Below are 24517 nucleotides of genomic sequence, written 5' to 3' on the forward strand. Positions count from 1 at the left end.
TGCTAAAATTTTAGTAAATTTTACGGGGAGAACTGAAATATTCCATTTCTCCCCGTTCTATTAATTGCTCTCCTCAAATGCCTTAATCGCCGCAACCGTTTTCTCATAACACTCTTTTACCGATGCAAAATCTGCCTCGTATCCGGTCAGTTCTCTGCCTCTCAGTTTTTCGGTCAGCGCTGCGCTTACCTCATAGAAGGCATCAAAGCCCAGGTTCAAACAGATTCCTTTCAGGGTATGTGCCGCGCGGAATGCTTTCTCCGCATCCTTTTCTTTTAATCCATCCTCCAGATCCTGAAAGCTGGAATCGCTCAGAAACTTGATGGCAAATTTTTCCACCAGCGCCACACCTCCAAAGCGTTTCTGAACTCCTTCAAAATCCCCGCCCATTTCTTTGTAGCATTCCTGAATTGTCATGACAGCCTCCTGTTATTTCTCTTCCTCAGTTTTCATACGGCTCAGCTCCTCGCCCGCAGTTCCATACTCTTTTTCAATCGCCTGCGTCACCGCGCCGAAAAACTTCTTCTGTGAATTGTCATAATGTTCAAATTTCTTATTTTTTCGCTCCGGATCACTCATCTCACTCCGGTATGCTGCCTCCTGCAGCTCCTTTTTAATATGATCCTGAATCTCACACAGGCACTCAAGCAGGAGCGGGTTAAATGTACCACACTCTCCGTTGCAGATCATCTGCACCGCCTCCTCATGAGAATAAGCCTTTTTATAGACGCGCTCACTTGTCAGCGCATCATACACATCCGCCAGCGCCACCACCTGCGCTGAGATCGGGATCTCCTCCCCTTTTAGACCATCTGGATATCCTTTTCCATCATAGCGCTCATGGTGCCAACGGCAGATCTGGTACGCCACTTTCATCAGCGGCTCATCCTCATACATCTGAAGATTCGCAAGCATGTCCGCACCGATCACTGTATGTTTTTCCATGATCTTACGCTCCTCCGGCGTCAGACGACCCGGTTTATTCAAAATCTTCTCGTCAATTCCGATCTTTCCGATGTCATGCAGGGATGATGCCGTGCTGATCAGCATCCGGTTCGACCAGGACAAGGGATATTTGTCCGTCTTCTTGACGAGCTGTTCCAGAATCATCGTCGTCAATATATTAATATTGAGTACGTGCATACCGCTCTCGCCATTTCGAAATTCCACGATCTCGCTCAGAACACTGATCAGCATCCGGCTATTCTTCTCTTTCTCAAAAACCTGGTTCGTCACCATTGCCACCAGGCGGCGCTGTTTCGCATACAATTTGATCGTATTTAAGACACGCCGGTGTACAACCTCCATATCGAACGGGCGCTTGATATAATCAGAAACTCCCCACTCATACGCCTGCTTGATGACCTCGCCCGAATCTTCGCCCGAAATCATGATAACCGGGATATCCCCGATCAGGTTGTTGCGGTTCATGTATTCCAGAACCCCGAAGCCGTTCATCCCCGGCATGACGATATCGAGAAGAATCAGGGAAATCTTCGTCTCATAACGGTTCAGCATGTCGAGACATGCTGAACCATTTTCTGCCTCCAGAATCTCGAATTCGCCTTTCAGCATTTCTGAGAGAATCATACGGTTCATCTCCGAATCGTCCACGATCAAAATGCGGTAACGACTCGCATTGCGCCGCCCGGCTACCACGATCTCCTCCGGTGTCCACTGTCCATCTTTCTCAGTCACAATCATGTTCTTGGAGGTCTTCGCCTGATACATAAATTCGTCCGCCCGGCACATCGCCTTCCCGACTGTCTCCCCGTTCGTCAGCGTACCGCCGATGCTGACTGACAATTTCAGTTGCGGATATCCTTCAACACTCATGTTGCAGATCAGATCCTGTATCCGATGCAGCTTCTCAACAAATGCCTCCAGACTGATGCCCGGCATCACAAGCAGGAATTCATCCCCGCCATAACGCACCAGGCGGTCCGTCTTACGGATACAGCTTATAATCGCCGCCGACACCGTCACCAGCACTTTATCGCCCGCCACATGCCCATATATATCATTGTAGGTCTTAAAATCATCCAGATCGATCATCGCGATACCGGCATCCATCCGCTGCTCTTTTAACTGATCTTCAAAATATCTCCGGTTGTAGCTCCCCGTCAGTGCATCCGCATACAGCTCGCGCCTGTAGTGTGCAAATTTCTTAACGAGTGCTTCTCTTCCCTCTGTGTCAAGAAGTGTCTCATCATCCAGACAGGAAATCATCTCCACCACACAGGGAACTCCATCCACCTCCAGATACTTCGCAATGACCTGATACATCTTCAGACCGATAAATTCAAGCTTCGTGCACTGTCCCTTCATCGCAAGCGCGCGCTGTGCCACACAATTCTCACAATTCTTTCCTTTTTCCCAGAACGAATAACATTTGCAGTCCTCAGATCGGAGTTCCCCGTTCCTCACGTCCATCTTATGGAGCAGATCTTTATCTAAAATACGTACAACCGTAAATATCTTTTCCATCTGCGCAATCATTTGTTCCAATTCCTGCGCCGTCATCTTTGTATTGGAATTCATCATTTTATTTTTATCACCACCTGGCAAATATATTATTTTATTCTACATGATTTCCGGTATAACAACAAGCGTTTTTCTCATGCTTCCCGCACATAACTACCGCCCCTGTGTTACTGTTCACGCATACGTGCCCCGTAACACATGATTCACACACATCCCGGTGTTCACAAAAGATTCCCTTTATTTTTTAGGCGTTTCGTATTACAATAAGGATATCGAATCGTATAGAGAGGAGTATCAACCATGGCAAAAAAACATTTTGGTAAATTACTGACACTGGCAGCTATCGTCGGCGCTGCAGCAGCTGGTGTTTCTTACGTCTTACAGTATAAATCATTCCACAAGGAATTGGACGAGGATTTCCACGACTTTGAAGATGATTTCGATGATTTTGACGATGCCGGCGATAAAGAAGCTTCCAAGACTTCTGATACAGCTGCCTCCGAACGCAGCTATGTTTCCTTAAACCCGGAGAAAAAGGAAGCTCCGGCTGAGACTCCAGAGGAAACTTCTGAACATTCTGAGGAAAGCGAAAAAGCTCCGGCTGATGCAGATGTCTCTCCCGAAGAACCAGTCAAAACAGAAACCGTCCGCGCAGATGTTCCGGTTTCCGAGGACGGCGAAGCTTCTTCCGAGAAAGAGGATTCCGACGCAGCCCCGAATGACAGCACAACCGTGACGGTTGAGGAAATCACAGAATAACACAGGAGGATTCTTTGCATGATACAAAGTCTTCTCCGCGCGATGGAACTTCTGGAACTTTTAAAAGAAGCCAACCACAAATATTCCATCGCAGAACTTTCCGAATCAACCGGGCTTCCGCCCAGCACGATCCACCGGATTTTGCAGACATTTTGTGAAAAAAAATACGTGATCCGCGATGAACACGCGCACACCTACCAGCTCGGTCCCGCCCTCATCTCTCTCGGTCGTGCGGCGGCTGACAATGTGCGGATTCAGGATGCGGCGCTTCCGATTCTCAAGAACCTCTCCTACTGTACCCGTGAGGATTCCTATCTGATCATCCAGGTTGGCGACAAGGGACTGGTACTTGACAAAACGGACGGTCCGAACCACCTCAAGGTCGTCGAAGAATTTGGCTATGAGATGGATCTGCACTGCGGTGCGATCCGCAAGGCGCTTCTGGCTTTCCAGAGCGACGAATACATCCGCCGCTATCTGGACACACGCTTAAACCGTCCTGAGGCATTTCCAAAGGCGGATCCCGCAGAATTGGCAGAAGAACTCCGCACCATCCGTGAGAAGGGCATTGCCGTTTCCCACGGCGAATACGTCCCGGATGCAGTCGGGATCGGTGCTCCCATTTACGGTATTGACGGACGCATTTCCGCTTCGGTCGGAATCATCGCACCGTATTCCCGTATTGAAGATGACACGCATCTTCTGCACCTGCAGGATCAGGTTCGCCACAGTGCGGCAGAATTGTCCTATTATATGGGACATACATTTAAGCAGGAGAAATAAAATTACGGTTCACGGGTAGGCCCTTTTGGAACCGAATGTGCCGTAAGAAAACGTGGTGGCAACAGGAATTTGCCGTATTTAAATGCGAGGCCACGGCAAATTCCGTTACTGGGCACATATGCGTGAACAGTAACGAAATAAAAACAGGGGGGATATTATCAAAGATTCGGGTATACATCATATCCGGAGCTTTGAGATATCCTCTTTTTTAATAGTTTTTGCAAAAAGGAGATTTCACTTTATGATTAATAAACGCTTATTTTTAGCAGGCTTAACAACTGGTCTTCTCTCCCTCTCCGCCGCTTTCCCGGCGATGGCAGGAAGCTGGAAAAATGGAGCTGGTGACAATGCTGCCCGCTGGTGGTACGACAACGGTGACAACACCTGGGCGGCAAATGGCTGGCGCTGGATCGACGGCAACCAGGACGGCGTCAGCGAATGCTACTATTTCGACGCCGAAGGCTGGCTTCTAACCTCCACCACGACACCGGACGGCTACAATGTAAACGCAGACGGCGCCTGGACGGTAAACGGCATCGTTCAGAGCCGCCAGACCGCGGCTTCCAATGAATTCGATAACGAAAGCTGGGACGATTTCCAGAACAGCTCCTCCAAAAAGACGAAAAAAACAGCCACCAGCTCCAGCAGGACGCCAGATTCCGGAAGCTCTGACTCCAGCACCGGCTCATCCGAAGATTCTTCCAGCGATGATAGCAGCAATTCCGCCAGCTCCGGTCCGTCCAAAGAAACCTCTTCTACTTCCGGAGACAAAAAGCCGGATGCTCCAAAGAAGGACTCCAAACAGGAACCAGACAGCGGCTACCGCCAGGGGTCTGTGACGGATGAGGAAATTGCAAATAATAGTTCTTCTGACTCCACAGAGGAATAAATAAACGTGTGCCGCAAGACACACAAACAAACGCCCCCGCAAGGAAATCTCCTGCGGGGGCGTTTCTATCTCATCATTCAGTTTCCCAAATGAATCTTCTATTATTTCTGAAGTGCAAGGACATCAGCGAATGCCTGAATAGCAGTGCTTGCCTGACCGAAGTCTCTCATCTGCTGGTCGATACCCAGTTTGATGTGCGGAACACCTGCATCGTTCAGAGCTTTCTTCAGGTACGGATACTCCATCTCCTCCGGATCACAGAACTGCTGCATGAACAGTACCAGACCCTGAGCGCCGCTCTCCTTAACCATGTTAGCTACGAACTCACCACGACGGTTCTTGTTGGATTCCGGATCGTACAGAAGTACTTCGTAATCGATGTTAGCGAACTGTTTAGCCAGTGCTCTAACCGGATCCAGCTCGTCTTCCGGAGCGTCTACACGGAAGGAACGTGTCTCGTGTGCTACATCATCTGCAGCGATAGCGATGTTGTTCTCTTCGAAGATAGAAAGCAGCTTCGGATTATCACAGATAATACCGGAGGTAACAACCTTGGTTCCCTTCCAGTCACAGACAGGAAGTTTAGCCAGCTCTGCGTTCAGCTCGTTCAGCTTTGCAGTGTATTCCGGCTTCTCCATGAAGTAGAATGCCTTCAGAACTGCGGAACGCTTGGTTGGTGTGATAACATCACAGTGCTCGTTAGCCAGTTTTACGAACTCACGGCGAGCTGCACGGCTCTTGTTGTATACAACGATAGCATCCTGGATGTCAGAATCAGTAATCTTTCTTCCAGCGATCTCTTCCAGATCAGCTTTTACATGGTTGTACTGATCGATACAGAACTGAAGACCAAACTCTTCGAAACGGTTCTGCGGATGAGCTAAGAAGATAACTTTCATCTTGTCGCCCATAGCTACACGGAAGTTCTGGCTCATCGGACGAAGAGTATCACAGATAGTAGGTGTGATAATACCGTCTAACTGATCCATCGTTCCATCCAGCAGCATCTCCAGAGCTAACTGAGCGATGGTGCAGTAGAAAGTAGCGCAGTACTCTTTTGCACGGCTGATGGTCTTAGTGTTGGAACCCCACATACCCATCGGAACGATACCAGCGGCATATACAAGCTCTTCCGGAGCGTAGTAAGGAAGAACACCAACTACTTTTTTGCCCTGAGCTTTATATTCAGCAAGCTGCTGCTTCGGAGTTGCAGCTTTTACCTTAAATTCTTCTAATAATGCGTTAACACTCATGGTTATTTAGCCTCCTTTGCCTGCTTATTTGCTTCCATTGCCTCAACCAGACCCTCTACACGAGTCTCGTACTGAGCAGCATTGAAGTTACGCGGGTCAGCCTGATCGCCGTCGAAACCAGCACACGGGATACCCAGGTCAGCAGTAAAGCGACGCTGCATCTCAGCCATGTAACCACTCCACGGTTTACAGCTTCTGTTGTAGTGAACCAGAACGCCATCTACCTTGTTGTCACGGCAGATGCCTTCACGCCAGTCAACACCCTGCTCGATGCAGACAGAGTTCGGAGCTTTGTAGTAAGCACGAGCCATCTCATCGATGTTGTTGTAAACGAAACCGAATGCCGGAGCATATACAACGGCAGTAACGTTTACACCGTGGGTCTTCAGCGGTTTGAACAGAGCCGGCAGTTTCGGCCAGCACGGAATACCCTCGAACATAACACGGTATTTCTCCGGGAACGGAGTTGTGGTCTCACCCTTCTTAACTGTCTCTTCCAGGTCTTTTGCAAGTAATTCAAAAGCATCACCAGCAGCTACAGTAGCACGTGCAGTTACAACGTCTGCCATGTGGTTGAACAGGTCAAATCCACTATATGGAGCCGGTTTGTACTGCAGGAAATCACAGACTTTCAGCCAAGCCTTAGCGGTACGGTTAGCGTTTGCACAAGCCTGCTCGAACTTCTTCTCGTCGAACTTCTTGCCTGTCAGCTCTTCCAGCTGTTTGATAGCCTTGTCGAACTGAGCGCGAACGTATTTAACATTCTCATCATGAACATCTACTGTATTGTTGTACGGGATATCGATCATGATCAGCGGAATGTTACACATACGAGCGATGTTCTCATACCATTTTGTCATACAGTTACAGATGTTGTTGCAGCAAAGAACGAAATCCGGCTGCGGAATACGCATCTGACGAATCGGAGAAATAGCCTCAAGACGTTTCTCTTTTTCCGGACCATCCGGGAGTTTTTCAATCTCAAGCAGGTTGTCCAGCTGCAGATACGGAGTCTGAGTCTTCGGATCCTTCTTCGGTTTTCCGTCTTCACCCATCACTACGTTGCCGTCAGCATCTTTTAATGGTTTACCTGTGCTCGGATCGATGATGTATTCACCAGTCTCCGGATCATACTTACGGGATACACGTACACCAGCTGCATATGCAAGGCTGATACGAGCGTAACCGCAGATATCGTTGTCATATCCAAGATCCTCAGCTGCCTGGCACATCAGCTCACCGTAACGGTTAGCTGCGATACCAGCTGCCTGGTTCTCCGGATACATAACGTGTAAATCAAATGCTGCTGCAAGCTCACACGGGAATTTGGAAGAAGACCATCCAACTAACTCGCCTCTTGCTTTGGCCTCACGCGCCTCTTTATGTACGTCATCTACGACTTTACGAAGCGCAAGAACACCAGGACTAACTTGTTTTGCCATAATAATTATCCTCCATTCTTAAAAATTAACTTAGTTACTTCTGACGGCTGGCTACCTGATATGCCATCAGGGCTGCGCCAAGCGCGCCGTTATACTGTGTCAGCGGGGATGTATAAATCTTTACGCCAAGCTCAGCCTCAAGCGCATCTACTACGCCCTGGTTCTGAGCCACACCGCCTGTCATAACAACATCCGGCACTACACCGATTCGGTGGGCAAGACCCGTGACACGATGAGCCACTGAACGATGAATACCGGCAATGATATCACATTTATCCGTTCCCATCGACAACTGGCTTATAACCTCACTCTCTGCAAAAACCGTACAGGTGGAACTGATTCCTACCTGCTTCTTGGACATAGCGCCAAGACGGCCTAGATCACTTACCTCAACTTCGAGAACGCGAGCCATAACATCCAGGAATCTTCCGGTTCCGGCTGCACACTTATCGTTCATCTGGAAGTTTGTCATGACACCGTCCTCAACGCGAAGAACCTTCACGTCCTGACCGCCGATGTCAATTACGGTATGAACCTTCGGGAAAAGGAAATAAGCGCCTTTTGCATGACATGACAGCTCACTCATCTGCTTATCGGCAATTCCGTCCATCAGAGATGTACGTCCATAACCGGTAGCCAGTGTGAATGCCATATCTTCTTTCTTGAGGCCTGCATCTTCCAGAACTGCCTCGATGGCACGGTTTGGACCGCTGGTACCTGCTCCAACGTCAATCAGAGACTTACCTACGATCTCCTTGCCATCCTTCAGGATGATACATTTGGAAGCTGTAGAGCCTACATCGATACCTAAAGTGAAAATTTCGCTCATGATGTATCTTTTTCCTTTCAATACTGACTTTCTATGCCTGATTTTTGTTTCAACGATGTTTTGGCAGATCCGTGCTATCACATCGTCTCCACCCATCATAATACCACAAAATCAACTAAAAGTCGCTGTAAAATCTTGAAAATGTTATAAAATAATTCTTAACAAAACTATTACTTATTACTTATCTGCCTGAGTATACCAATAAATCGAGCAAAGGTTCCAGTTCCTTTGCCCGATTTATCTGCAAGCATCCGGCAAAACGGTTCATTTACAGTCATACAGACAAGCCGCTTCGCCAGAGCCTCACACTATTCACACTATCAATTTGTTACTTATCACTATTTACACTATCACTGTCAGCCGCGTACTTACGCGCCTTCTCTTTTTAAAATGTTATCTTAGCGGCACCTATCACAATGCCGTTTTAATTTGATAATTATTTACCGTAGTTGATGAACTCACGAGTAGATCTCGGAGCCAGCATCTGATGCATCGGGCAGATAGCCTGAGCATTCTGATAATAAGCCTCGGTAAATGCCTGGATGTACGGACGAAGATCGGTCAGATCTACGATCTCATCAACCATACCCTGTTTTGTACAGTATTTCGGACGAGATTTGTCTGTGTACATCTGGATCATAGCGTTCATCTTGTCGATGATCGGCTGAAGCGGCTCGCCAGCTTTTTTAGCCTTAACAAGCTTTCTGGAGTACATAGCGTTTGCAGCGGTCTCACCCGGCATTACGTAGTACTCGCAAGCACCTGTACCGATAGAGAATACGTTGGTGTTGTTGCCCTGCGGACCACCCAGAACGTAGTGAGCAGCAGCACTTGCCTTACGAAGAGTAACCTCCAGAGACGGAAGTTTAGAATTCTCGATGGAGTAAATCAGGGACTGACCTAAACCAAGCAGCTCTGCCTTCTCAGCGTCATCGCCTACATCGATACCTGTGGTATCCTGCAGCCAGATAACCGGTGTCTTATCACGAGCACACAGAGTAACGAACTCGTTCATCTTAATCAGACCCTGACGGTACAGCTTACCACCGATACCTACAGAACCCTGTTTGTACTCCGGATAGTTCATGAGTAAGCCCTGTACGTTAGCGATAACACCAACCAGAAGACCGTTAACTTTTGCAAGACCAGCAACGATCTCCGGACCGTAGCCTTTCTTGTACTCAAAGAACTCACTGTTATCGAACAGACGACCGATTACATCGTAGATGTCGTACGGACGTTTCTGGTTCATCGGGATGATGCTGTACAGATCCTCAGCCGGAAGCTGCGGAGCCTTCGGGCTGTCAACACGGAAGAACTCCAGGTTGAAGCACGGAAGGTAGTTGATGTACTTCTTGATTCCCTCGATAACGCCTAAATCATCCTCGTAAACCTCACGGAAGAATCCGGTCTCATCATAGTGGATCGGCACGGAACCCGGAGCCGGAACGTGATGTTTGCTGTTCTCGATCTGAGCGTTAACGATCTGCTCTGCTGCTTCCTCATCGATGTAACCCTTCGGGTTCATACCGGAAAGGATACCAGCGCCACCAACTGCCATGTTCGCATCTTTATGAGCGATCAGGATAGTCGGGGAAATGCTGTGGTAACCACCACCTGCCGGGTTGGTTCCGTAGATACCTACGATAACCGGAACACCAAGCTGGTTTAACTCAGCGTTGCGGAAGAACGGTGTACCACCACCACGACGGTTCGGGTATACTTTGTCCTGGTTCGGGAACTCAACGCCTGAGCAGTTTAACAGGTATACTAACGGCAGATGCAGCATCTTAGCGGTATCTGCAGCGCGGAGCAGGTTATCTGCCTGTCCCGGAACCCAAGCACCAGCCATCTTCTTGTTATCAGAAGCGATGATGTAAACCCATTTGCCATTTACACGGCCAAGACCATTCAGAACGTTAGTTGTCTGGAAACGGTTGTCTTCCGGATTGTAAAGGCTGTTTAACGGGCACCATGTACCTGGATCGATCAGGGCGTTGATACGCTGTGTAGCAGAAAGCTGTCCACGTGCGTTTAACTTCTCTTCGGTTGTGATACCAGCATCAAGAGCCTGCTTAATGGACTCATGGATGTCGTTCTCAACAGCCTTCAGTTCCTGCTCGTTTTCCGGATTCGGATTAACCAGAGCTTTACCAACGGTAGGCATATTCTGGAAATATCCTGGCATTGAATACATATTCATGTCTTCTTTTCTCCTTATAAAATAAAAAATAAAAATGGTTATAAATGAATTGCTTGCGGGACAGTTCGTCTCCTGTCCCGCCTGCAATCAGTAACTAATTAATCGACAGAAATGATATCTGTCTTGATTCCCGATGGAAGGCTAATTACTTAGTCTCCTTCGGAACTTTGATGAATGCCTGACCTGGGTCGATCTCTTCACGAATAACGCGGATGATCTCCGGATCCGGACCTTCCATCAGCTGAGCTCTGGAGGTATCGATCTCGAAACCAGTGTTCTCCTGAACCATTTCCGGAGAGGAGAATGGATAGTAGTAAGCCAGATACATTCTCTTGGTCTCTTCGTCGAATTTCATGATACCAAGATCGGTAACTACCATCTGCGGTCCACGGTTGCCCGGAAGACCTGCTCTCTCACGTCCGCCAGGGCCGTCCATCCAGCCACAGCTTGTGATGTAGTCAACATGATCCATGAATCTTCTCTTCTGATGCTGCATCATGATGATGGTGTTGCAGAAGGTAGCGATTCCGTTTGCACCGCCAGAACCGGTGAAACGTGTGGTAGGTTTAACATAATCACCCTTACCAAAGATACAGGTAGAGTTAACGTTTCCGTACGGGTCGATCTGAGCGCCACCGATGAATGCGATCATACGATCAGCATCATGTAACCACTCATTAGCCTCGAAACCTACGAAACGAATGTTCGGCCACTGTACTGCACAGTGAGCCATGAAACGGTTGTCACCTACAGAACGCGGAACCTCGATCGGAGAACAATCCATAAGACCACTCTCTACGATCGGATGGCAGCTCGGGCAAACAACACGTTTTGCCAGGGATGCACCGATTAACGGAAGACCGGTACCAACGATAACGATCTGATTTTCTTTAATATTTTTTGCGATGGCGTAAGCCTGCATTTCCTGCTTTGTATACTTTGTATAATCAGCCATTTTAGATTTTCCCTCCCTCAATTAATGTCTGGTAGAATAGCCAAGATGCGGCTCATTCTTAAGGTTCATGAGGCGAGCGCCGCCCAGTACGTTGAGCAGATCATCCTGATCCTTGCATCCATATACATACTTCTGAAGGTAATCCTTGAAGGTCTCCGGAATCTTGGTGCCGTCAGCAGCATCTTTTGCAGCCTGTGCAGCAACTTCTGCAGCTTTTGCAAGCTTCTCATCTTCCGGCTTAGCAGCAGCAGCCTTAGCAGCTTTGTCTGCAGCCTTCTGAAGCTGTGCCTTAGCATCCTCAGCGTCAAGGTACTTGGAAGCCTTGTCGTACTCTTTCAAGCCCTTATCATCATCATCATAGTAGCCGTAGCACTGTGCCGGCCAAGCACCGTACGGTGCACGAACAACGGCGTCTACACACTCACCAAAGATTCTTGTCTTGGTTGGGTCACGACGGATATACTCATCACTTACGATCTCCTCGCAGGTAACGATACAACGTTTTGCAGCTACAGCGATATCTACGTCATGGAACTCATCACCATCGATGATACAGGTTCCATCCGGAGATGCCTGCTGAACATGGATGATAGCGCAGTCAAGCTTCGGAACCGGAACAGCCAGCAGCTTCTCGCCTGGCTCAAGCGGGTTCTCGATCTCTACGCATTTCAGGTTGTCAACACCTTCCATGGTTCTTCTCTTCTCTTCGCTGATACCCCAGAACTTAACAAGTCCGGAGCCCTGCATCATACGTACCGGCAGGTACGGAAGACCCAGAGATGCAGCATGAAGCTGAAGCATCAGAACGTCCTGAGAATAATCCTCATATGTAAGCTCACCCTTCTCGATAGCTGCACGGAAACGACGAGCTACGTTGGTGTAACCAGAGTTTGCAGTATAGCAGTTGATGTAGGCTCTCACACGGCCCTCACCGATTAACGCATCCCAGTCACCACCTGCCGGGCCAGACCAGCCTACAAAACCAGTTTTACCCTGACGAAGGATCTCGTAAACTGCTGCATACGGTTTACGGTTTGTTGTAAATCCGCCGAGACAAAGTACATCGTTGTCACATACATACTTTTCTACGGCATCGTGTAAAGACATTACTTTATTAGCCACAATAAAGCCTCCTTTAAAAAAATTTTCTATAACTACCTATATAAATAAGTAAAAACGGGATCCGGTACTTCCGGCGCTGCGGTCTTTCGCAGGCCAGATGCAGCCAGATCCCGGCTGCAACAGCCAAAAATCAATATTCGATTAACCGAAAATCAGCATGAAGAAACCTGCTGCTACGGCAGAACCGATAACACCTGCTACGTTTGGTCCCATAGCGTGCATCAGAAGGAAGTTGGTCGGATTCTCTTTTGCACCAACTGTCTGAGAAACGCGGGCAGCCATCGGTACAGCAGATACACCAGCGGAACCGATTAATGGGTTGATCTTGCCGCCGGTTACAGCGCACAGCACCTTACCAAGGAGAACACCTCCGATGGTAGCGAATGCGAATGCAAGAAGACCCATGCAAACGATAGCAATGGTCTGAACACGCAGGAAAATCTCGCCGTTTGCGGTCGCACCTACGGTAGTACCAAGCATGATAGTTACGATGTTGCACAGTGCGTTCTGAGCTGTGTCAGAAAGACGCTCTGTAACACCAGATTCACGAAGCAGGTTACCAAGCATCAGCATACCAAGCAGCGGAGCTACGGATGGAAGAAGCAGGGAGCAGAACAGTACTACGAATACCGGGAATACAATCTTCTCAACCTTGCTTACCTTACGGAGCTGCTTCATAACGATGGAACGCTCTTTCTTAGTGGTAAGAAGCTTCATGATCGGCGGCTGAATCAGCGGAATCAGCGCCATGTAGGAGTAAGCGGCAACGGCGATCGGAGCAACCAGATCCGGTGCCAGGTTGTTAGCTACATAGATAGCGGTCGGACCGTCTGCACCACCGATGATACCGATAGCAGCAGCCTCGCCTACTGTGAATAAGCCAGTTGCGTTAGCCAGCATGAATGCAATGTAGATACCGAACTGAGCAGCTGCACCAAGCAGAAGGCTCACCGGGTTTGCAATCAGCGGACCAAAGTCTGTCATGGCACCTACTGCCATGAAGATCAGACACGGGAACAAACTGGACTTAACACCGCCGTAAATGATACGCAGAACACCTGCGGTATACCACGGCTCGCTTTCCTTCATCAGGTCAGCTAACGGCAGGTTTGCCAGGAACATACCAAATGCAATCGGAAGCAGAAGAAGCGGCTCGAACTGCTTTTTAATTGCCAGGTATAATAATACAAAAGCAATGAGAATCATTACACAGCTTCTCCAGGTCAATGCTGCGAAACCTGACTGTGCAAGAAGCTCTTTTAATATTTCAAAAAAGTTCATTACCTAACCTCCTAGTTCAGAGCAACCAGAGCAGCTCCTGTATCAACAGAATCGCCAGCCTTAACAAGGATCTTGCTGACTGTACCGTCTGCCGGAGCAACGATCTCAGTCTCCATTTTCATGGCTTCCATAATAACTACTACTTCGCCAAATTTAACTGCCTGTCCTTCAGATACCTTGATGTTCAGGATTTTACCTGGCATTGGAGCTTCTACGGTAGTTGCGCCCGCCGGAGCTGCTGCCTTCGGAGCCGGAGCTGCTGCCGGTGCCGGAGCTGGAGCCGGTGCTGCTGCAACTGGAGCCGGAGCCGGTGCTGCCGGTCTCTGTACCGGTGCGGATGCCGGAAGAACCGGAGCTGCCGGAGCTGCTACACCATTACGATCCAGAGATTTGTAAGCTTCTAATTTTTCTACTTCAACTTCGTATTTCTTTCCATTGATCGTAGCAACATATTTCATAATTCTTTACGTCCTTTCGAATGTTTATCATTACTGTTCACACATGTGTGCCCAGTAATGGGATTTTGCCGATGCTTTGTATTCCAAATCGGCAAAATCTGTTGCCTGAACTGTATCATACAGAATTTTCAGTTCCGAAAATTCCTTTTTGTAAACAGTTGCTATTTATCATAGTATCGTCTATTAGTTCAGGGTAACCAGTGCTGCACCTGTGTCAACGGCGTCGCCTGCTTTGACAAGAATCTGTGCTACTGTACCGTCTGCCGGAGCAACGATTTCAGTTTCCATCTTCATAGCTTCCATCACGATGACGGTCTCACCAAACTTAACTGCCTGTCCTGCAGATACTTTGATGTTCAGGATCTTACCTGGCATCGGAGCCTCTACGGTAGTTGCGCCTGCTGCCGGTGCTGCCGCCGGGGCCGGTGCTGCTGCTGGTGCAGGAGCCGGTGCTGCTGGTGCAGGAGCCGGGGCCGGTGCTGCCGGTGCTGCTACTGGAGCCGGTGCTGCTGCCGGAGCCTCGCCGTAACGCGGCATTGGCTCGTATGCATCGATTCTTTCAAGTTCTACTTCGTACTGTTTTCCATTGAGGGTAGCCGTATACTTCATAACTGCTCTAACCTTCCTTTCGATTTCCTTTCATTCCTGTTTCTCATTACTTAACTTCTGTCACGCTCAAGATCTTAAACTTGTCTGTCGGCAATCCGAGGTCATCCCCGATCGTTGCCATCAGCACGGCAAGTAATTCCTTATCAGCTTCGTCCGACACAGCCGGTGCTGCTTTCTGTGCTGCGGCCGGAGCCTTAGCACCATCAGAAACAACGGAGCGGAGAATTTTGGAAATTACCATAATTGCCAGAGCCAGACAGATCAGAGCCAGGAAAACTACCGAAAGACCCAGCAGAGAAACGATAACTGACTGCCCGAAAGGCATAGTTGGTTCAGTCCACATTGTGCATTGCACCTCCTTATTTATTTTAGGTTCTGCTTTCTTTGTGAAAAATTATACTTATAAAATTCCACCAGTAAGATTCCGTATTGTGGAATGCATTCCATTTTTGAAAGCAATTTATAAGGGGCTTTTCCCCTTAACTGTAACAAGTGAAGCCACAGATTGACATGATCAGCTCACTTTACTTAAATTATAACAGTAACCCCCCTGATTGTCAACCAAGCCTTTCATAAATTATGCACAAAAAGCAGGGTGTTTTATTAGCAAAAACAACCTGCTTTTTATAGGTTATTACTACATTTTTCTACATTTTTCTTAACAACCCCCGGAAGAATCGCCAAGACCTCTCAAGCATTTTGCTCATATTCTAAAATGTATTCTGAAAGTCCCGTTCTCTCCTTTTTTCATCAGAACAAAGCCGCTTTTTTCTGTATTTTTTTATACATTTTCAAGATTTGTCCTTGATTTATTTCGGAAGCTTGAAAGAGCTCTTCAGCGAAACAATCCGGTTGAAAACCGGTTTGCCCGGCTCGCTGTCGCGGCAGTCCACGCAGAAGTATCCATTGCGGACGAACTGAAAGCTCTCAAATGGTTTTGCCTCTTTCAGACCCGGCTCTAAGTAACACTCTTTCAGAACGCGCAGGGAATTCGGATTTAAGTTCAACGTTCCATCTGCATTGAGTTTGCCCTTTTCCTCGTCTACCAGATTCTCATAGAGACGTACTTCTGCTTTCAGTGCAGTCTGTGCTGCTACCCAGTGAATCGTACCTTTTACCTTTCTTGCATTGAAGCCGGAACCACTCTTCGTCTCCGGATCGTAGGTACAGTGAACAACCGTTACATTGCCGTCTGCATCTTTCTCGCATCCGGTGCAGGTAACAAAGTATGCGTTCATCAGGCGGACCTCATTGCCCGGGAAGAGACGGAAGTATTTCTTCGGTGGTTCTTCCATAAAGTCCTCGCGTTCGATGTAAAGTTCTCTGCCGAATGGAATCTTTCTGGAACCAAGTTCCTCGTTCTCCATATTGTTTGGTGCATCCAGCTCCTCGATCTGTCCTTCCGGATAGTTGTCGATAACAAGCTTGACCGGGTCAAGAATTGCCATCACACGGGACTTCTTTAATTTCAGATCCTCACGCAGGCAGTACTCTAACATTGCACTGTCGATGGAATTATCTGCTTTGGAGACACCTGCCAGCTCTACAAAGCGGCGGATGGATTCCGGCGTGTAACCTCTGCGGCGCAGCGCTGCGATGGTTACCAGACGCGGGTCATCCCAGCCATCTACAATCTTATCTTCTACCAGTTTCTTGATATAACGTTTTCCGGTAATGACGTTGGTCAGATACATCTTCGCAAACTCAATCTGGCGCGGCGGGTTCTCAAACTCGCACTCTTTTACGACCCAGTCATAGAGCGGTCTGTGATCCTCAAATTCCAGCGTACAAATCGAATGCGTGATGTGCTCAATCGCATCCTCAATCGGATGAGCGAAATCGTACATCGGGTAAATGCACCATTTGTCCCCGGTGTTGTGATGATGCATATGGGCTACACGATAAATAACCGGATCACGCATATTGATGTTCGGGGATGCCATATCAATTTTCGCACGCAGTACCTTTTCGCCATCCGCATATTTGCCTTCTTTCATCTCCTCAAAGAGCTGTAAGTTCTCCTCGATGCTGCGGTTGCGGTACGGGCTTTCCTTACCAGGATTGTTAAAATCACCGCGGTACTCGCGGATCTGATCAGCTGTCAGATCGCAGACGAATGCTTTTCCCTTTTTAATAAGAAGAACTGCACACTCATACATCTGCTGGAAATAGTTGGATGCAAAAAACAGGCGATCCTCAAAATCAGCGCCCAGCCATTTTACATCCTCGATGATCGACTCAACAAACTCTGTCTTCTCCTTCGTCGGGTTGGTGTCATCAAAACGGAGATTGAATTTTCCGTTGTATTCTTTTGCCAGTCCAGAGTTCAGAATAATCGATTTAGCGTGTCCAATATGAAGATATCCGTTCGGCTCCGGAGGAAATCTCGTCTGGACATGATCGTAAACGCCCTCTGCCAGATCTTTGTCAATCTCGCGCTCGATAAAGTTCTTGGAGACAGTCTCTTCCTTCTCCTCTCCCTCTGCCAATGGTTTTTTATTTTCTTCCATATACATTCCCTCCGTTGTTTCTTTTCGTAAATTGATACTGTTGTTTGAGTCAAATCAAACAGTTTTATTTTTTATCATATCACATTTTGGAGTTTTCGAAAAGGGGATATTTGCCCACAAAAAAGGAAGCGCCGCGGGAGGACACTTCCTTTTCTGATTTTCAATTTTTAAGCATCTTTATTATGGCAATTTAAGATGTCCTGCGTTCGCAGGTAATTGTACTTCTTCTTATTATATATGTGTTTTTATGCAATTCTACTTATGCGTTTGCAAGAGCCTCGCCCAGTGCCTCGCACTCAGCACCTGCTGCCTCGTCCGGCGTTGCGTTGCAGATTACCGGCTCGCAAGCCATGGTTACGCCCAGAGTCATGCAGTCGCTCTCCCAGGTACGCATCCACTCGCCGTCGCCCCATCCGTAAGAACCGAATAATGCAATCTTTTTGCCAGAGAGAACCGGGCTAACCTCGTCGAACATCGGCTGGAACTCAGACTCCTCTAACTGTTCAGCTCCCATAGACGGGCAGCCAAATGCGATTCTGTCATACTCGCCAGCTTTGTCAGCGCCAAACTCTGCGGAAGTAAATAAATCAGCCTCGCCGCCCGCTTTCTTAACGCCCTCTGCTACGTAATTTGCCATAGCCTCTGTGTTTCCTGTTCCGCTCCAGTATACAATTGCTACCTTGCTCATTTTTATTTCCTCCTTGTGAATAATTTACTTACTTAGATTTATTATGCGGCTTTTACAAGCTGAATAATCGGTGTCCCCTGACGGTATTTCTCCCGGCACACTTCCGTGCATTCCCGGTATGAATCAAACCGCCGTTTTGCTTCCTGCGGGTCGCCATACGTCTTCCAGTAACCGCTGCAGGTATAATTTTTTCCCTGATTTTCAATGAATCCAACAACATCCTCAAGCGGATACCCCAGGAAAATGCCAATCTCATGTGGAAAATCATGTTCCAGACAAAGCCGGTTGGAAAGCTGCCTCAAAAAGCCATCGACCGTCTTCTTCATCTGGTAACCAGACTTTTTTAAAAAGTGCTGTACAGATATTTTACCCAGAATGAAGTGAAGCCATTCCTCGCGGTACACCAGAATCAGAAACGCGCCCGTCCGGCTGCACTCTTTAAGCACCCGCACCTGAAGCCCCGACGGTTCCAGTTCCCGGTTCCAGAAATCAAGCGCTTCCAGGAGTTTATCACGGTTCTGCGGCTGATAGCGGAACAAGTTCGACGGTTTGATGCCACGAAGAGTCGGCGCACACACCTCTACGAATACTTCTTCAAACAATCGTTCCATCTTTCTGCCTCCTGACTGCTTCTCTTAGTTAGCCATATCTACCTTTAGTTAGATATAGCTAACTATCTTTTAAAAAATAAAAGGCTTTTTCTGCCTTCTATTTTCCTTTTCGCGGGTTAGTCTTATCTAACTTCAATGAGACTATATCATGAATCACTTACCACGTCAAGCAAATTTTGTTCATTTTTGCTTACTGAGTTTTTTTATCAGTAACATCATTTTCTATCTTTTGGGACGATAAATAATCTCATTCACCGTATACACCGTCACAAATGCCTTCGGATCTGTTTTTAATATATACGGCATGAGCTGTGCATATTCGTTTTTATCTACGATCGTGATAATTTCCGTCTTCGGCTCATTGTCAAACGCGCCGAATCCCTGATAGATCGTCGCGCCGCTGTGAAGCGTATGCAGGATAAACTGGCGTATCTCTTCTTCTTTTTCCGAGATAATGCAAACTCTCTTTTTCAGATTCAGACCGAAAATAAAATGATCCAGCACAATTCCGTTTAAGTATGTGCCCAGAATGCCCAGCACCACCAGTTTTTTATCGCTGAAAAACACGGATGAGAGCGCCACACACATGCCTGGAAGCGCCATCGCTTTTCCCAGCTCCATATGGAAATATTTGTTTAAGAGCTTTGCCACGATGTCCAGACCGCCCGACGAGGCATTCATCCAGAACAAAAGAGCCAGACCAACGCTGACAACAAAGATATAGCAGACCGTATCCATCATCGCATCCTGGTTGATCGACACAAAATCCGGGAAAGCCTGCTCAAACACCCACAGAAAAACCGGCAGAATCAGTGACGTATACACCGTCTTGACGCCGAACTCGCGTCCGATAAAAAGAAAGCCCACCACCAGAAGCGCCGCATTTAAAATAAAGGTCAGCACTGAAATCGGCAGCGGTATCACATTTCCCAAAAGCATCGCCAGACCGGAAATACTTCCCACCGATACACCGCTCGGAATCAGAAAGAAATAGACGGCTGCCGCCACGACAAAGGTCGCCGCTGTGATCATTGTGTACTCCCTGATTACGCGCATGGACTTTTTTGCCATAACTTAAAACCTCCTCATATTACAATTTCGCGCGAGCGCGCATCATTGGCACGTTAGCGCCTTTTTGTGTAATAGAGAATTCCAAGGGATTTCCCATTACACAAAAAGACACATCGCGTCTGCAATGTGTCTTCGTAATGAGGCATCGGGGATTCGAACCCCGGACAACTTGATTAAAAGTCAAGTGCTCTACCGACTGAGCTAATACCCCATATTTAACTGGGCTAGTTGGATTCGGACCAACGAATGCAGGAGTCAAAGTCCTGTGCCTTACCGCTTGGCGATAGCCCATCAGCAAAAGATCCTTTTAAAAGGAAGGTGGATATAGGGATTCGAACCCTAGGCCTCCAGAGCCACAATCTGGCGCGCTAACCAACTGCGCTATATCCACCATAGGAATCTGTCGAAACAGATTCGACGAGCCTGAAGGGATTCGAACCCCCGACCCACGGCTTAGAAGGCCGTTGCTCTATCCAGCTGAGCTACAGACTCATATTCATTTTGCGATTCCGACCGTTTTATCCGGCACTGTAACCATTCCCGCACCTGACCTCTCAGCCAACTGCTTGTCTGTCTCATCGACAGCAAAGATAGTATATAACATTTGAAAAAGAATGTCAACAGGAAATTTCATATTTTTTAAAATAATTTCAAAAATTCATTTCTTTTGACTTTCCCCCTATTTTTCCACCTCTTCCTGCTCGTATGACAGGAAGTCCGCCAGAAATCCCTTTTCCCGCAGCGCTGCCTCGATCTCGTCGAGAATCTCCTCCTGATCGGCAGCCACGTGATGGAAATGATAGCCCGATGTCACATTTAAAAGCGGCGTGGAACGCCCAGTCCGGATATTTTCCACAAATGCCTCAACATCGCGGCGGCTGCGGATATTTAACGGCGCCGATACCTTTCCATAGATGCGGTGGTTAACCATGACATCCAGCACCTCGCCGCCCAGATCAACAATCGTATTCAGCTCTTCGCGCGTCTGCTCGGTCGTATGACACATTTTAAAGAGGCGTTCCGTCTGGTGCGGCACCTCCAGCACATAACCGCGGGCAGTCGCAAGGACAGGGTGTCCCTCGGTACGCAGAAGCGCGATATCCTGCACCACCACCTGACGGCTCACGCCGACTGCCCGCCCCAGCGCCCCGCCCGAAAGCGGTGTGGATGACTGTCCCAGCATTTCCAGTATTTTCTTTCTCCGCTGTACTCCTGTCATCGTTGTTTCCATCCTGTTTTCCCTGTCCTTTCTTAGTTTTTAAATTTTTATAATGCCCGCAGATGTTTGAGGCTCAAATCCAGAATTGGTGCCGAATGCGTCAGCGCGCCGCTGGACACATAATCTACGCCTAATTTCGTGATCGTTGCGATATTTTCCTTCGTCATATTTCCGGAACACTCCGTCTCGGCGCGTCCGTCGATGATGCGGATCGCCTCCGCCATCTCGTCCGGGGTCATATTGTCCAGCATGATAATATCAGCGCCCGCTTCCACTGCCTCGCGCACCATATCGAGATTTTCCGTCTCCACCTCGATCTTGCGGACAAATGGGGCATATTCCTTCGCCGCCTCAACCGCCGCCTTAACTCCGCCGGCTGCGTCGATATGGTTATCCTTGAGCATCACGCCGTCCGATAAGTTGTAACGGTGGTTGCTGCCGCCGCCAACCTTGACCGCATATTTTTCAAATATACGCATACACGGGGTCGTCTTACGCGTATCTAAAAGCGTCGTCTTCGTTCCTTCTAAGAGCTTCGCCACCTGATTCGTATAGGTCGCAATGCCGCTCATCCGCTGTAAATAGTTGAGCGCCGTCCGCTCGCCGGAAAGAAGCACCCGGATATCGCCGGTAATCACGCCTAAAAACTGCCCTTTTGTGACGGTATCCCCGTCTTTTACCTCAAATTTTGTCTCGGTCGCCTCGTCCAGAAGTTTAAACACGCGCTCAAACACCTGTAAACCGGCAATAATACCGTCTGCCTTGGCTAAGAGCTGTACCTCGCCCTTGCGGTATTCCGGCATGACCGCGTTCGTCGAAACGTCCTCACTGTTGATATCTTCCTTTAACGCCATGCGGATATACTCATCCGCAACAAGCTGCATCGTAATTGGATTCATACTCTTCGTCCTCCCGTCCGGCGATCTTGCCTGCCGCTCTCTCTGCAAATACAAGGCTTTCCAGCAGACTGTTGCTGGCAAGCCGGTTCTTTCCGTGTACGCCGTTGCAGCTCGTCTCACCAACCGCATACAGGTGGTCCATCGTCGTCTCGGAGAAATGATCAACATAGATACCGCCCATAAAATAATGCTGCGCCGGTACGACCGGAGCCGGTTCCTTCGTGATATCGTAGCCCTCTTTTAAGCACTCCTCATAAATGTGCGGAAAATGGTTCCGGATCGTCTCCTTCGGAACTGCCTTAAACGACAGCCATACATGATCGCTGCCCTCTTTTTCCATCTCCTTCTCGATCGCCTGCGTCACCACATCACGCGGCAGAAGCTCATCGACAAAGCGCTCGCCCTTTCCATTTAACAGAACTGCCCCCTCGCCGCGGGTCGATTCTGAAATCAGGAAGCTGCGTCCCGGCTTCTTGCTGTACAGGCTGGTCGGATGAATCTGGACATAATCGAGATGCTCCAGACGCACGCCGTGTTTCTTTGCTACATCCAGTCCATCGCCCGTCAGGCTCGGGAAGTTCGTCGAATGCTTGTAAAGCCCACCGACACCGCCGGTCGCCAGAACCGTGTCTTTCGCATGGAGCTTTAAAATATCGCCGGCTGCATTCTTTGCCAGAATACCGGTGCAGATGCCCTTTTCTACCAAAATATCCGTCATAACAGTATATTCCCGGATTTCTACATTCGGAAGTTCTTTTACACGCGTCTGCAGGGTCGTCGTGATCTCTTTTCCCGTGATGTCCTCATGGAAACAGATACGCGGCTGCGAATGCGCGCCCTCCTTTGTATATTTTAAACTGCCATCTGGATTTTTGTCAAACCCTACGCCTAATTTCAGCAGATTATTTATCACATCCCGGCTGGAGCGGATCATGATATCCACACTCTCCTTGCGGTTCTCGTAGTGTCCCGCGCGCATCGTGTCCTCAAAATACGCATCATAATCCGTCTCATCCCGCAGCACGCAGATACCTCCCTGCGCCAGCATGGAATCACAGCTCTCTATATCTTCCTTGCAAATCATTAAGATCCGGTCTTCCGACGGCAGGTTTAAAGCGGTGTACAGACCGCCTACGCCACACCCGACGATGACCACATCATAATTTTCCTCCCGGACCATTTTGTTGCCTTCCTTTCTATACCATACGTTTGCACCTATCTTTTTATCCTGCAAATAGCTCAGCCTTCAAATCACAGACTACTATCTGCCACTCTATGCCCCTGTCGCAAACAGAGTTCTCTTTCAATCTGAAACTTCATTTGTGCATCCGCACCAGTATAGCACATATTATTTCATGTGACAAGACATATGTAATGATATTTTGGTAATTCTGCAAAAACTCATGTTTCATTGACAGCCCACCATAAATCCATTAAAATACCTACTATAATAAGGTATTTTACCGAATTAAATTTAAGCATACGAAGAGAAGGTATTTTCATGAAAATCAATCACGTACACGCAGTCTATTTCAGCCCGACCGGCAACGCGAAAAAGGTTGTTACTACGCTGGCGCAGGCGATCGCTGACACACTCGGCGTCCCGATGGATTCCTATGATTTCACGTTGCCGGAAAGCCGCGAAAAAGTTCATACATACGGGGCAGACGATCTGCTCGTTATCGGTACCCCGGTCTACGCGGGACGCATCCCGAACAAGATGCTCCCATTTGTACAGACCCATTTTGAGGGAAATGGCGCGCTCGCCATTCCGGTGGCTGTCTTCGGAAACCGCAACTTCGACAATGGGCTCATCGAGCTTCGCAATGAATTAGAGGCGCACGGTTTCCACACCATTGCGGGTGCCGGTATCCCGACCGAGCACGTATTCAGCGACAAGCTGGCAACCGGACGTCCAGATGCAGATGATCTCGCACAGATCCATGCATTCGGCATCAAAGCAGCTGAAAAGATCACTTCCCTGACCGAAATCCCGGCTCCGATTGCCGTGCGCGGCGATGATCCGGTCGGACCATATTACACCCCGCTCGGCACCGACGGAAAACCGGCTGTCTTCCTGAAAGCCAAACCAGTCACCGATCCGGAAAAATGTACTGGCTGCGGCATCTGTGCAACGGTCTGTCCGATGGGCTCTATCCCGGCAGATGCACCGGACACCTGCACCGGTATCTGCATTAAATGTCAGGCGTGCATCAAGATCTGCCCGGCTGGCGCCAAATACTTCGACAATGAGGCCTTTCTGTCCCACGTCGCGATGCTGGAGCAGAACTATACACGCAGGAGTGAGGCGGAGTATTTTATTTAAAAAATATATTTTGACAAACGGCAGCTGCCAGACAGGAAGAGATACTTACTGTATCCACCTGTTTAGCAGCTGCCGTTTGATTTATATCTGTTTGATTTATACCTGTTTACAACGTTTCTGCGTCTT

General features: G+C 48.4%; 23 protein-coding genes and 4 tRNA genes. 4 read left to right on the forward strand and 23 right to left on the reverse strand.

Annotation, left to right across the window (positions count from 1 at the left end; translation table 11 throughout):
- Positions 1-60: 60 nt before the first annotated feature.
- Both DXC57_RS03720 and DXC57_RS03725 read right to left on the reverse strand, forming a co-directional pair.
- Positions 61-417 carry an Hpt domain-containing protein gene (locus tag DXC57_RS03720; protein WP_107000297.1) on the reverse strand — a complete coding sequence of 119 codons (357 nt, stop codon included), beginning with the start codon at positions 415-417 and terminating at the stop codon, positions 61-63.
- Between the two features lie 12 nt (positions 418-429).
- On the reverse strand, positions 430-2544 hold the full coding sequence (locus tag DXC57_RS03725) for a diguanylate cyclase (RefSeq protein ID WP_347501718.1): 2115 nt from the start codon (positions 2542-2544) through the stop codon (positions 430-432).
- A gap of 240 nt (positions 2545-2784) precedes the next feature.
- Between DXC57_RS03725 and DXC57_RS03730 the strand changes: the two genes are divergently transcribed.
- The 3 genes from DXC57_RS03730 (at position 2785) to DXC57_RS03740 (ending at position 4915) form a co-directional block, all read left to right on the forward strand.
- Positions 2785-3243 (forward strand): hypothetical protein, encoded by a 459-nt coding sequence (locus DXC57_RS03730; protein ID WP_118651202.1) that lies wholly within the window; start codon positions 2785-2787, stop codon positions 3241-3243.
- Positions 3244-3261: 18 nt separating this feature from the next.
- Complete coding sequence (locus DXC57_RS03735; RefSeq protein ID WP_117796391.1) at positions 3262-4026, forward strand: IclR family transcriptional regulator; 765 nt, start codon at positions 3262-3264, stop codon at positions 4024-4026.
- A 241-nt stretch (positions 4027-4267) separates the two neighbouring features.
- Complete coding sequence (locus tag DXC57_RS03740; protein ID WP_118651204.1) at positions 4268-4915, forward strand: choline-binding protein; 648 nt, start codon at positions 4268-4270, stop codon at positions 4913-4915.
- A gap of 101 nt (positions 4916-5016) precedes the next feature.
- Here the strand turns inward: DXC57_RS03740 and hgdB are convergent, their stop codons facing one another.
- The 21 genes from hgdB to DXC57_RS03845 all read right to left on the reverse strand — a co-directional run bounded on the left by hgdB (position 5017) and on the right by DXC57_RS03845 (position 23245).
- A complete protein-coding gene (gene hgdB, locus DXC57_RS03745; protein ID WP_022359946.1) occupies positions 5017-6168 on the reverse strand; it encodes a (R)-2-hydroxyglutaryl-CoA dehydratase subunit beta in 1152 nt (383 codons plus the stop codon).
- 2 nt (positions 6169-6170) lie between these two features.
- On the reverse strand, positions 6171-7610 hold the full coding sequence (hgdA, locus tag DXC57_RS03750) for a (R)-2-hydroxyglutaryl-CoA dehydratase subunit alpha (RefSeq protein ID WP_022359947.1): 1440 nt from the start codon (positions 7608-7610) through the stop codon (positions 6171-6173).
- A gap of 34 nt (positions 7611-7644) precedes the next feature.
- A complete protein-coding gene (gene hgdC / locus DXC57_RS03755) occupies positions 7645-8439 on the reverse strand; it encodes a (R)-2-hydroxyglutaryl-CoA dehydratase activase HgdC (RefSeq protein ID WP_022359948.1) in 795 nt (264 codons plus the stop codon).
- A gap of 436 nt (positions 8440-8875) precedes the next feature.
- The gene (locus DXC57_RS03760) at positions 8876-10642 is read right to left on the reverse strand and encodes a carboxyl transferase domain-containing protein (RefSeq protein WP_118651206.1); all 1767 of its coding nucleotides are present in this window, start codon (positions 10640-10642) and stop codon (positions 8876-8878) included.
- Positions 10643-10787: 145 nt separating this feature from the next.
- Positions 10788-11597, reverse strand: coding sequence for a glutaconate CoA-transferase subunit B (gene gctB / locus DXC57_RS03765; RefSeq protein WP_022359950.1), 810 nt, complete (start codon positions 11595-11597; stop codon positions 10788-10790).
- Between the two features lie 21 nt (positions 11598-11618).
- Positions 11619-12719 carry a CoA-transferase gene (locus DXC57_RS03770; RefSeq protein WP_022359951.1) on the reverse strand — a complete coding sequence of 367 codons (1101 nt, stop codon included), beginning with the start codon at positions 12717-12719 and terminating at the stop codon, positions 11619-11621.
- A 141-nt stretch (positions 12720-12860) separates the two neighbouring features.
- Positions 12861-14000: a sodium ion-translocating decarboxylase subunit beta gene (locus tag DXC57_RS03775; RefSeq protein ID WP_117796388.1), complete on the reverse strand. Its 1140-nt coding sequence runs from the start codon at positions 13998-14000 to the stop codon at positions 12861-12863.
- An 11-nt stretch (positions 14001-14011) separates the two neighbouring features.
- Entirely contained in the window at positions 14012-14458 is a 447-nt protein-coding gene (locus tag DXC57_RS03780; protein ID WP_117796387.1) for a biotin/lipoyl-containing protein, read from the reverse strand.
- A 183-nt stretch (positions 14459-14641) separates the two neighbouring features.
- On the reverse strand, positions 14642-15067 hold the full coding sequence (locus DXC57_RS03785) for an acetyl-CoA carboxylase biotin carboxyl carrier protein subunit (RefSeq protein ID WP_118651208.1): 426 nt from the start codon (positions 15065-15067) through the stop codon (positions 14642-14644).
- A 46-nt stretch (positions 15068-15113) separates the two neighbouring features.
- The gene (locus tag DXC57_RS03790; protein WP_022359955.1) at positions 15114-15410 is read right to left on the reverse strand and encodes an OadG family protein; all 297 of its coding nucleotides are present in this window, start codon (positions 15408-15410) and stop codon (positions 15114-15116) included.
- 466 nt (positions 15411-15876) lie between these two features.
- Positions 15877-17577, reverse strand: coding sequence for a glutamine--tRNA ligase/YqeY domain fusion protein (locus DXC57_RS03795; RefSeq protein ID WP_022359956.1), 1701 nt, complete (start codon positions 17575-17577; stop codon positions 15877-15879).
- Between the two features lie 259 nt (positions 17578-17836).
- The gene (locus DXC57_RS03800; protein WP_022359957.1) at positions 17837-18265 is read right to left on the reverse strand and encodes a flavodoxin; all 429 of its coding nucleotides are present in this window, start codon (positions 18263-18265) and stop codon (positions 17837-17839) included.
- A 41-nt stretch (positions 18266-18306) separates the two neighbouring features.
- The gene (locus DXC57_RS03805) at positions 18307-18876 is read right to left on the reverse strand and encodes a DUF3793 family protein (RefSeq protein WP_118651210.1); all 570 of its coding nucleotides are present in this window, start codon (positions 18874-18876) and stop codon (positions 18307-18309) included.
- A 222-nt stretch (positions 18877-19098) separates the two neighbouring features.
- Positions 19099-19947: a YitT family protein gene (locus tag DXC57_RS03810; protein ID WP_118651212.1), complete on the reverse strand. Its 849-nt coding sequence runs from the start codon at positions 19945-19947 to the stop codon at positions 19099-19101.
- 138 nt (positions 19948-20085) lie between these two features.
- Positions 20086-20158, reverse strand: a tRNA-Lys gene (locus tag DXC57_RS03815).
- An 8-nt stretch (positions 20159-20166) separates the two neighbouring features.
- Positions 20167-20238, reverse strand: a tRNA-Gln gene (locus DXC57_RS03820).
- A gap of 26 nt (positions 20239-20264) precedes the next feature.
- A tRNA-His gene (locus DXC57_RS03825) sits at positions 20265-20338 on the reverse strand.
- 27 nt (positions 20339-20365) lie between these two features.
- A tRNA-Arg gene (locus DXC57_RS03830) sits at positions 20366-20439 on the reverse strand.
- 187 nt (positions 20440-20626) lie between these two features.
- On the reverse strand, positions 20627-21166 hold the full coding sequence (locus DXC57_RS03835; RefSeq protein ID WP_333489813.1) for a transcription repressor NadR: 540 nt from the start codon (positions 21164-21166) through the stop codon (positions 20627-20629).
- A gap of 47 nt (positions 21167-21213) precedes the next feature.
- The gene (gene nadC, locus DXC57_RS03840) at positions 21214-22065 is read right to left on the reverse strand and encodes a carboxylating nicotinate-nucleotide diphosphorylase (protein ID WP_022359784.1); all 852 of its coding nucleotides are present in this window, start codon (positions 22063-22065) and stop codon (positions 21214-21216) included.
- On the reverse strand, positions 22031-23245 hold the full coding sequence (locus tag DXC57_RS03845) for an L-aspartate oxidase (RefSeq protein ID WP_118651214.1): 1215 nt from the start codon (positions 23243-23245) through the stop codon (positions 22031-22033). Before DXC57_RS03845 ends, nadC begins: the two co-directional genes overlap by 35 nt.
- A 321-nt stretch (positions 23246-23566) precedes the next feature.
- Here DXC57_RS03845 and DXC57_RS03850 point away from each other — a divergent pair, with 321 nt between their 5' ends.
- Complete coding sequence (locus DXC57_RS03850) at positions 23567-24391, forward strand: EFR1 family ferrodoxin (RefSeq protein WP_118651216.1); 825 nt, start codon at positions 23567-23569, stop codon at positions 24389-24391.
- Positions 24392-24517: the final 126 nt, after the last annotated feature.

This window comes from Clostridium sp. TF06-15AC, from assembly GCF_003481165.1.
GTDB lineage: Bacteria > Bacillota > Clostridia > Lachnospirales > Lachnospiraceae > Otoolea > Otoolea fessa.

Excerpts from the sequence above, each read along its gene's own strand:
- DXC57_RS03725 (WP_347501718.1), bottom strand. The coding sequence starts at position 2,544 with ATGATGAATTCCAATACAAAGATGACGGCGCAGGAATTGGAACAAATG.
- DXC57_RS03800 (WP_022359957.1), bottom strand. The coding sequence starts at position 18,265 with ATGAGCAAGGTAGCAATTGTATACTGGAGCGGAACAGGAAACACAGAG.
- DXC57_RS03735 (WP_117796391.1), top strand. The coding sequence starts at position 3,262 with ATGATACAAAGTCTTCTCCGCGCGATGGAACTTCTGGAACTTTTAAAA.
- DXC57_RS03805 (WP_118651210.1), bottom strand. The coding sequence starts at position 18,876 with ATGGAACGATTGTTTGAAGAAGTATTCGTAGAGGTGTGTGCGCCGACT.
- DXC57_RS03785 (WP_118651208.1), bottom strand. The coding sequence starts at position 15,067 with ATGAAGTATACGGCTACCCTCAATGGAAAACAGTACGAAGTAGAACTT.
- DXC57_RS03720 (WP_107000297.1), bottom strand. The coding sequence starts at position 417 with ATGACAATTCAGGAATGCTACAAAGAAATGGGCGGGGATTTTGAAGGA.
- DXC57_RS03810 (WP_118651212.1), bottom strand. The coding sequence starts at position 19,947 with ATGGCAAAAAAGTCCATGCGCGTAATCAGGGAGTACACAATGATCACA.
- hgdA (WP_022359947.1), bottom strand. The coding sequence starts at position 7,610 with ATGGCAAAACAAGTTAGTCCTGGTGTTCTTGCGCTTCGTAAAGTCGTA.
- DXC57_RS03780 (WP_117796387.1), bottom strand. The coding sequence starts at position 14,458 with ATGAAATATGTTGCTACGATCAATGGAAAGAAATACGAAGTTGAAGTA.
- nadC (WP_022359784.1), bottom strand. The coding sequence starts at position 22,065 with ATGAATCCAATTACGATGCAGCTTGTTGCGGATGAGTATATCCGCATG.
- DXC57_RS03850 (WP_118651216.1), top strand. The coding sequence starts at position 23,567 with ATGAAAATCAATCACGTACACGCAGTCTATTTCAGCCCGACCGGCAAC.
- hgdC (WP_022359948.1), bottom strand. The coding sequence starts at position 8,439 with ATGAGCGAAATTTTCACTTTAGGTATCGATGTAGGCTCTACAGCTTCC.
- DXC57_RS03740 (WP_118651204.1), top strand. The coding sequence starts at position 4,268 with ATGATTAATAAACGCTTATTTTTAGCAGGCTTAACAACTGGTCTTCTC.
- DXC57_RS03730 (WP_118651202.1), top strand. The coding sequence starts at position 2,785 with ATGGCAAAAAAACATTTTGGTAAATTACTGACACTGGCAGCTATCGTC.
- DXC57_RS03760 (WP_118651206.1), bottom strand. The coding sequence starts at position 10,642 with ATGAATATGTATTCAATGCCAGGATATTTCCAGAATATGCCTACCGTT.
- gctB (WP_022359950.1), bottom strand. The coding sequence starts at position 11,597 with ATGGCTGATTATACAAAGTATACAAAGCAGGAAATGCAGGCTTACGCC.
- DXC57_RS03775 (WP_117796388.1), bottom strand. The coding sequence starts at position 14,000 with ATGAACTTTTTTGAAATATTAAAAGAGCTTCTTGCACAGTCAGGTTTC.
- hgdB (WP_022359946.1), bottom strand. The coding sequence starts at position 6,168 with ATGAGTGTTAACGCATTATTAGAAGAATTTAAGGTAAAAGCTGCAACT.
- DXC57_RS03835 (WP_333489813.1), bottom strand. The coding sequence starts at position 21,166 with ATGACAGGAGTACAGCGGAGAAAGAAAATACTGGAAATGCTGGGACAG.
- DXC57_RS03845 (WP_118651214.1), bottom strand. The coding sequence starts at position 23,245 with ATGGTCCGGGAGGAAAATTATGATGTGGTCATCGTCGGGTGTGGCGTA.
- DXC57_RS03790 (WP_022359955.1), bottom strand. The coding sequence starts at position 15,410 with ATGTGGACTGAACCAACTATGCCTTTCGGGCAGTCAGTTATCGTTTCT.
- DXC57_RS03795 (WP_022359956.1), bottom strand. The coding sequence starts at position 17,577 with ATGGAAGAAAATAAAAAACCATTGGCAGAGGGAGAGGAGAAGGAAGAG.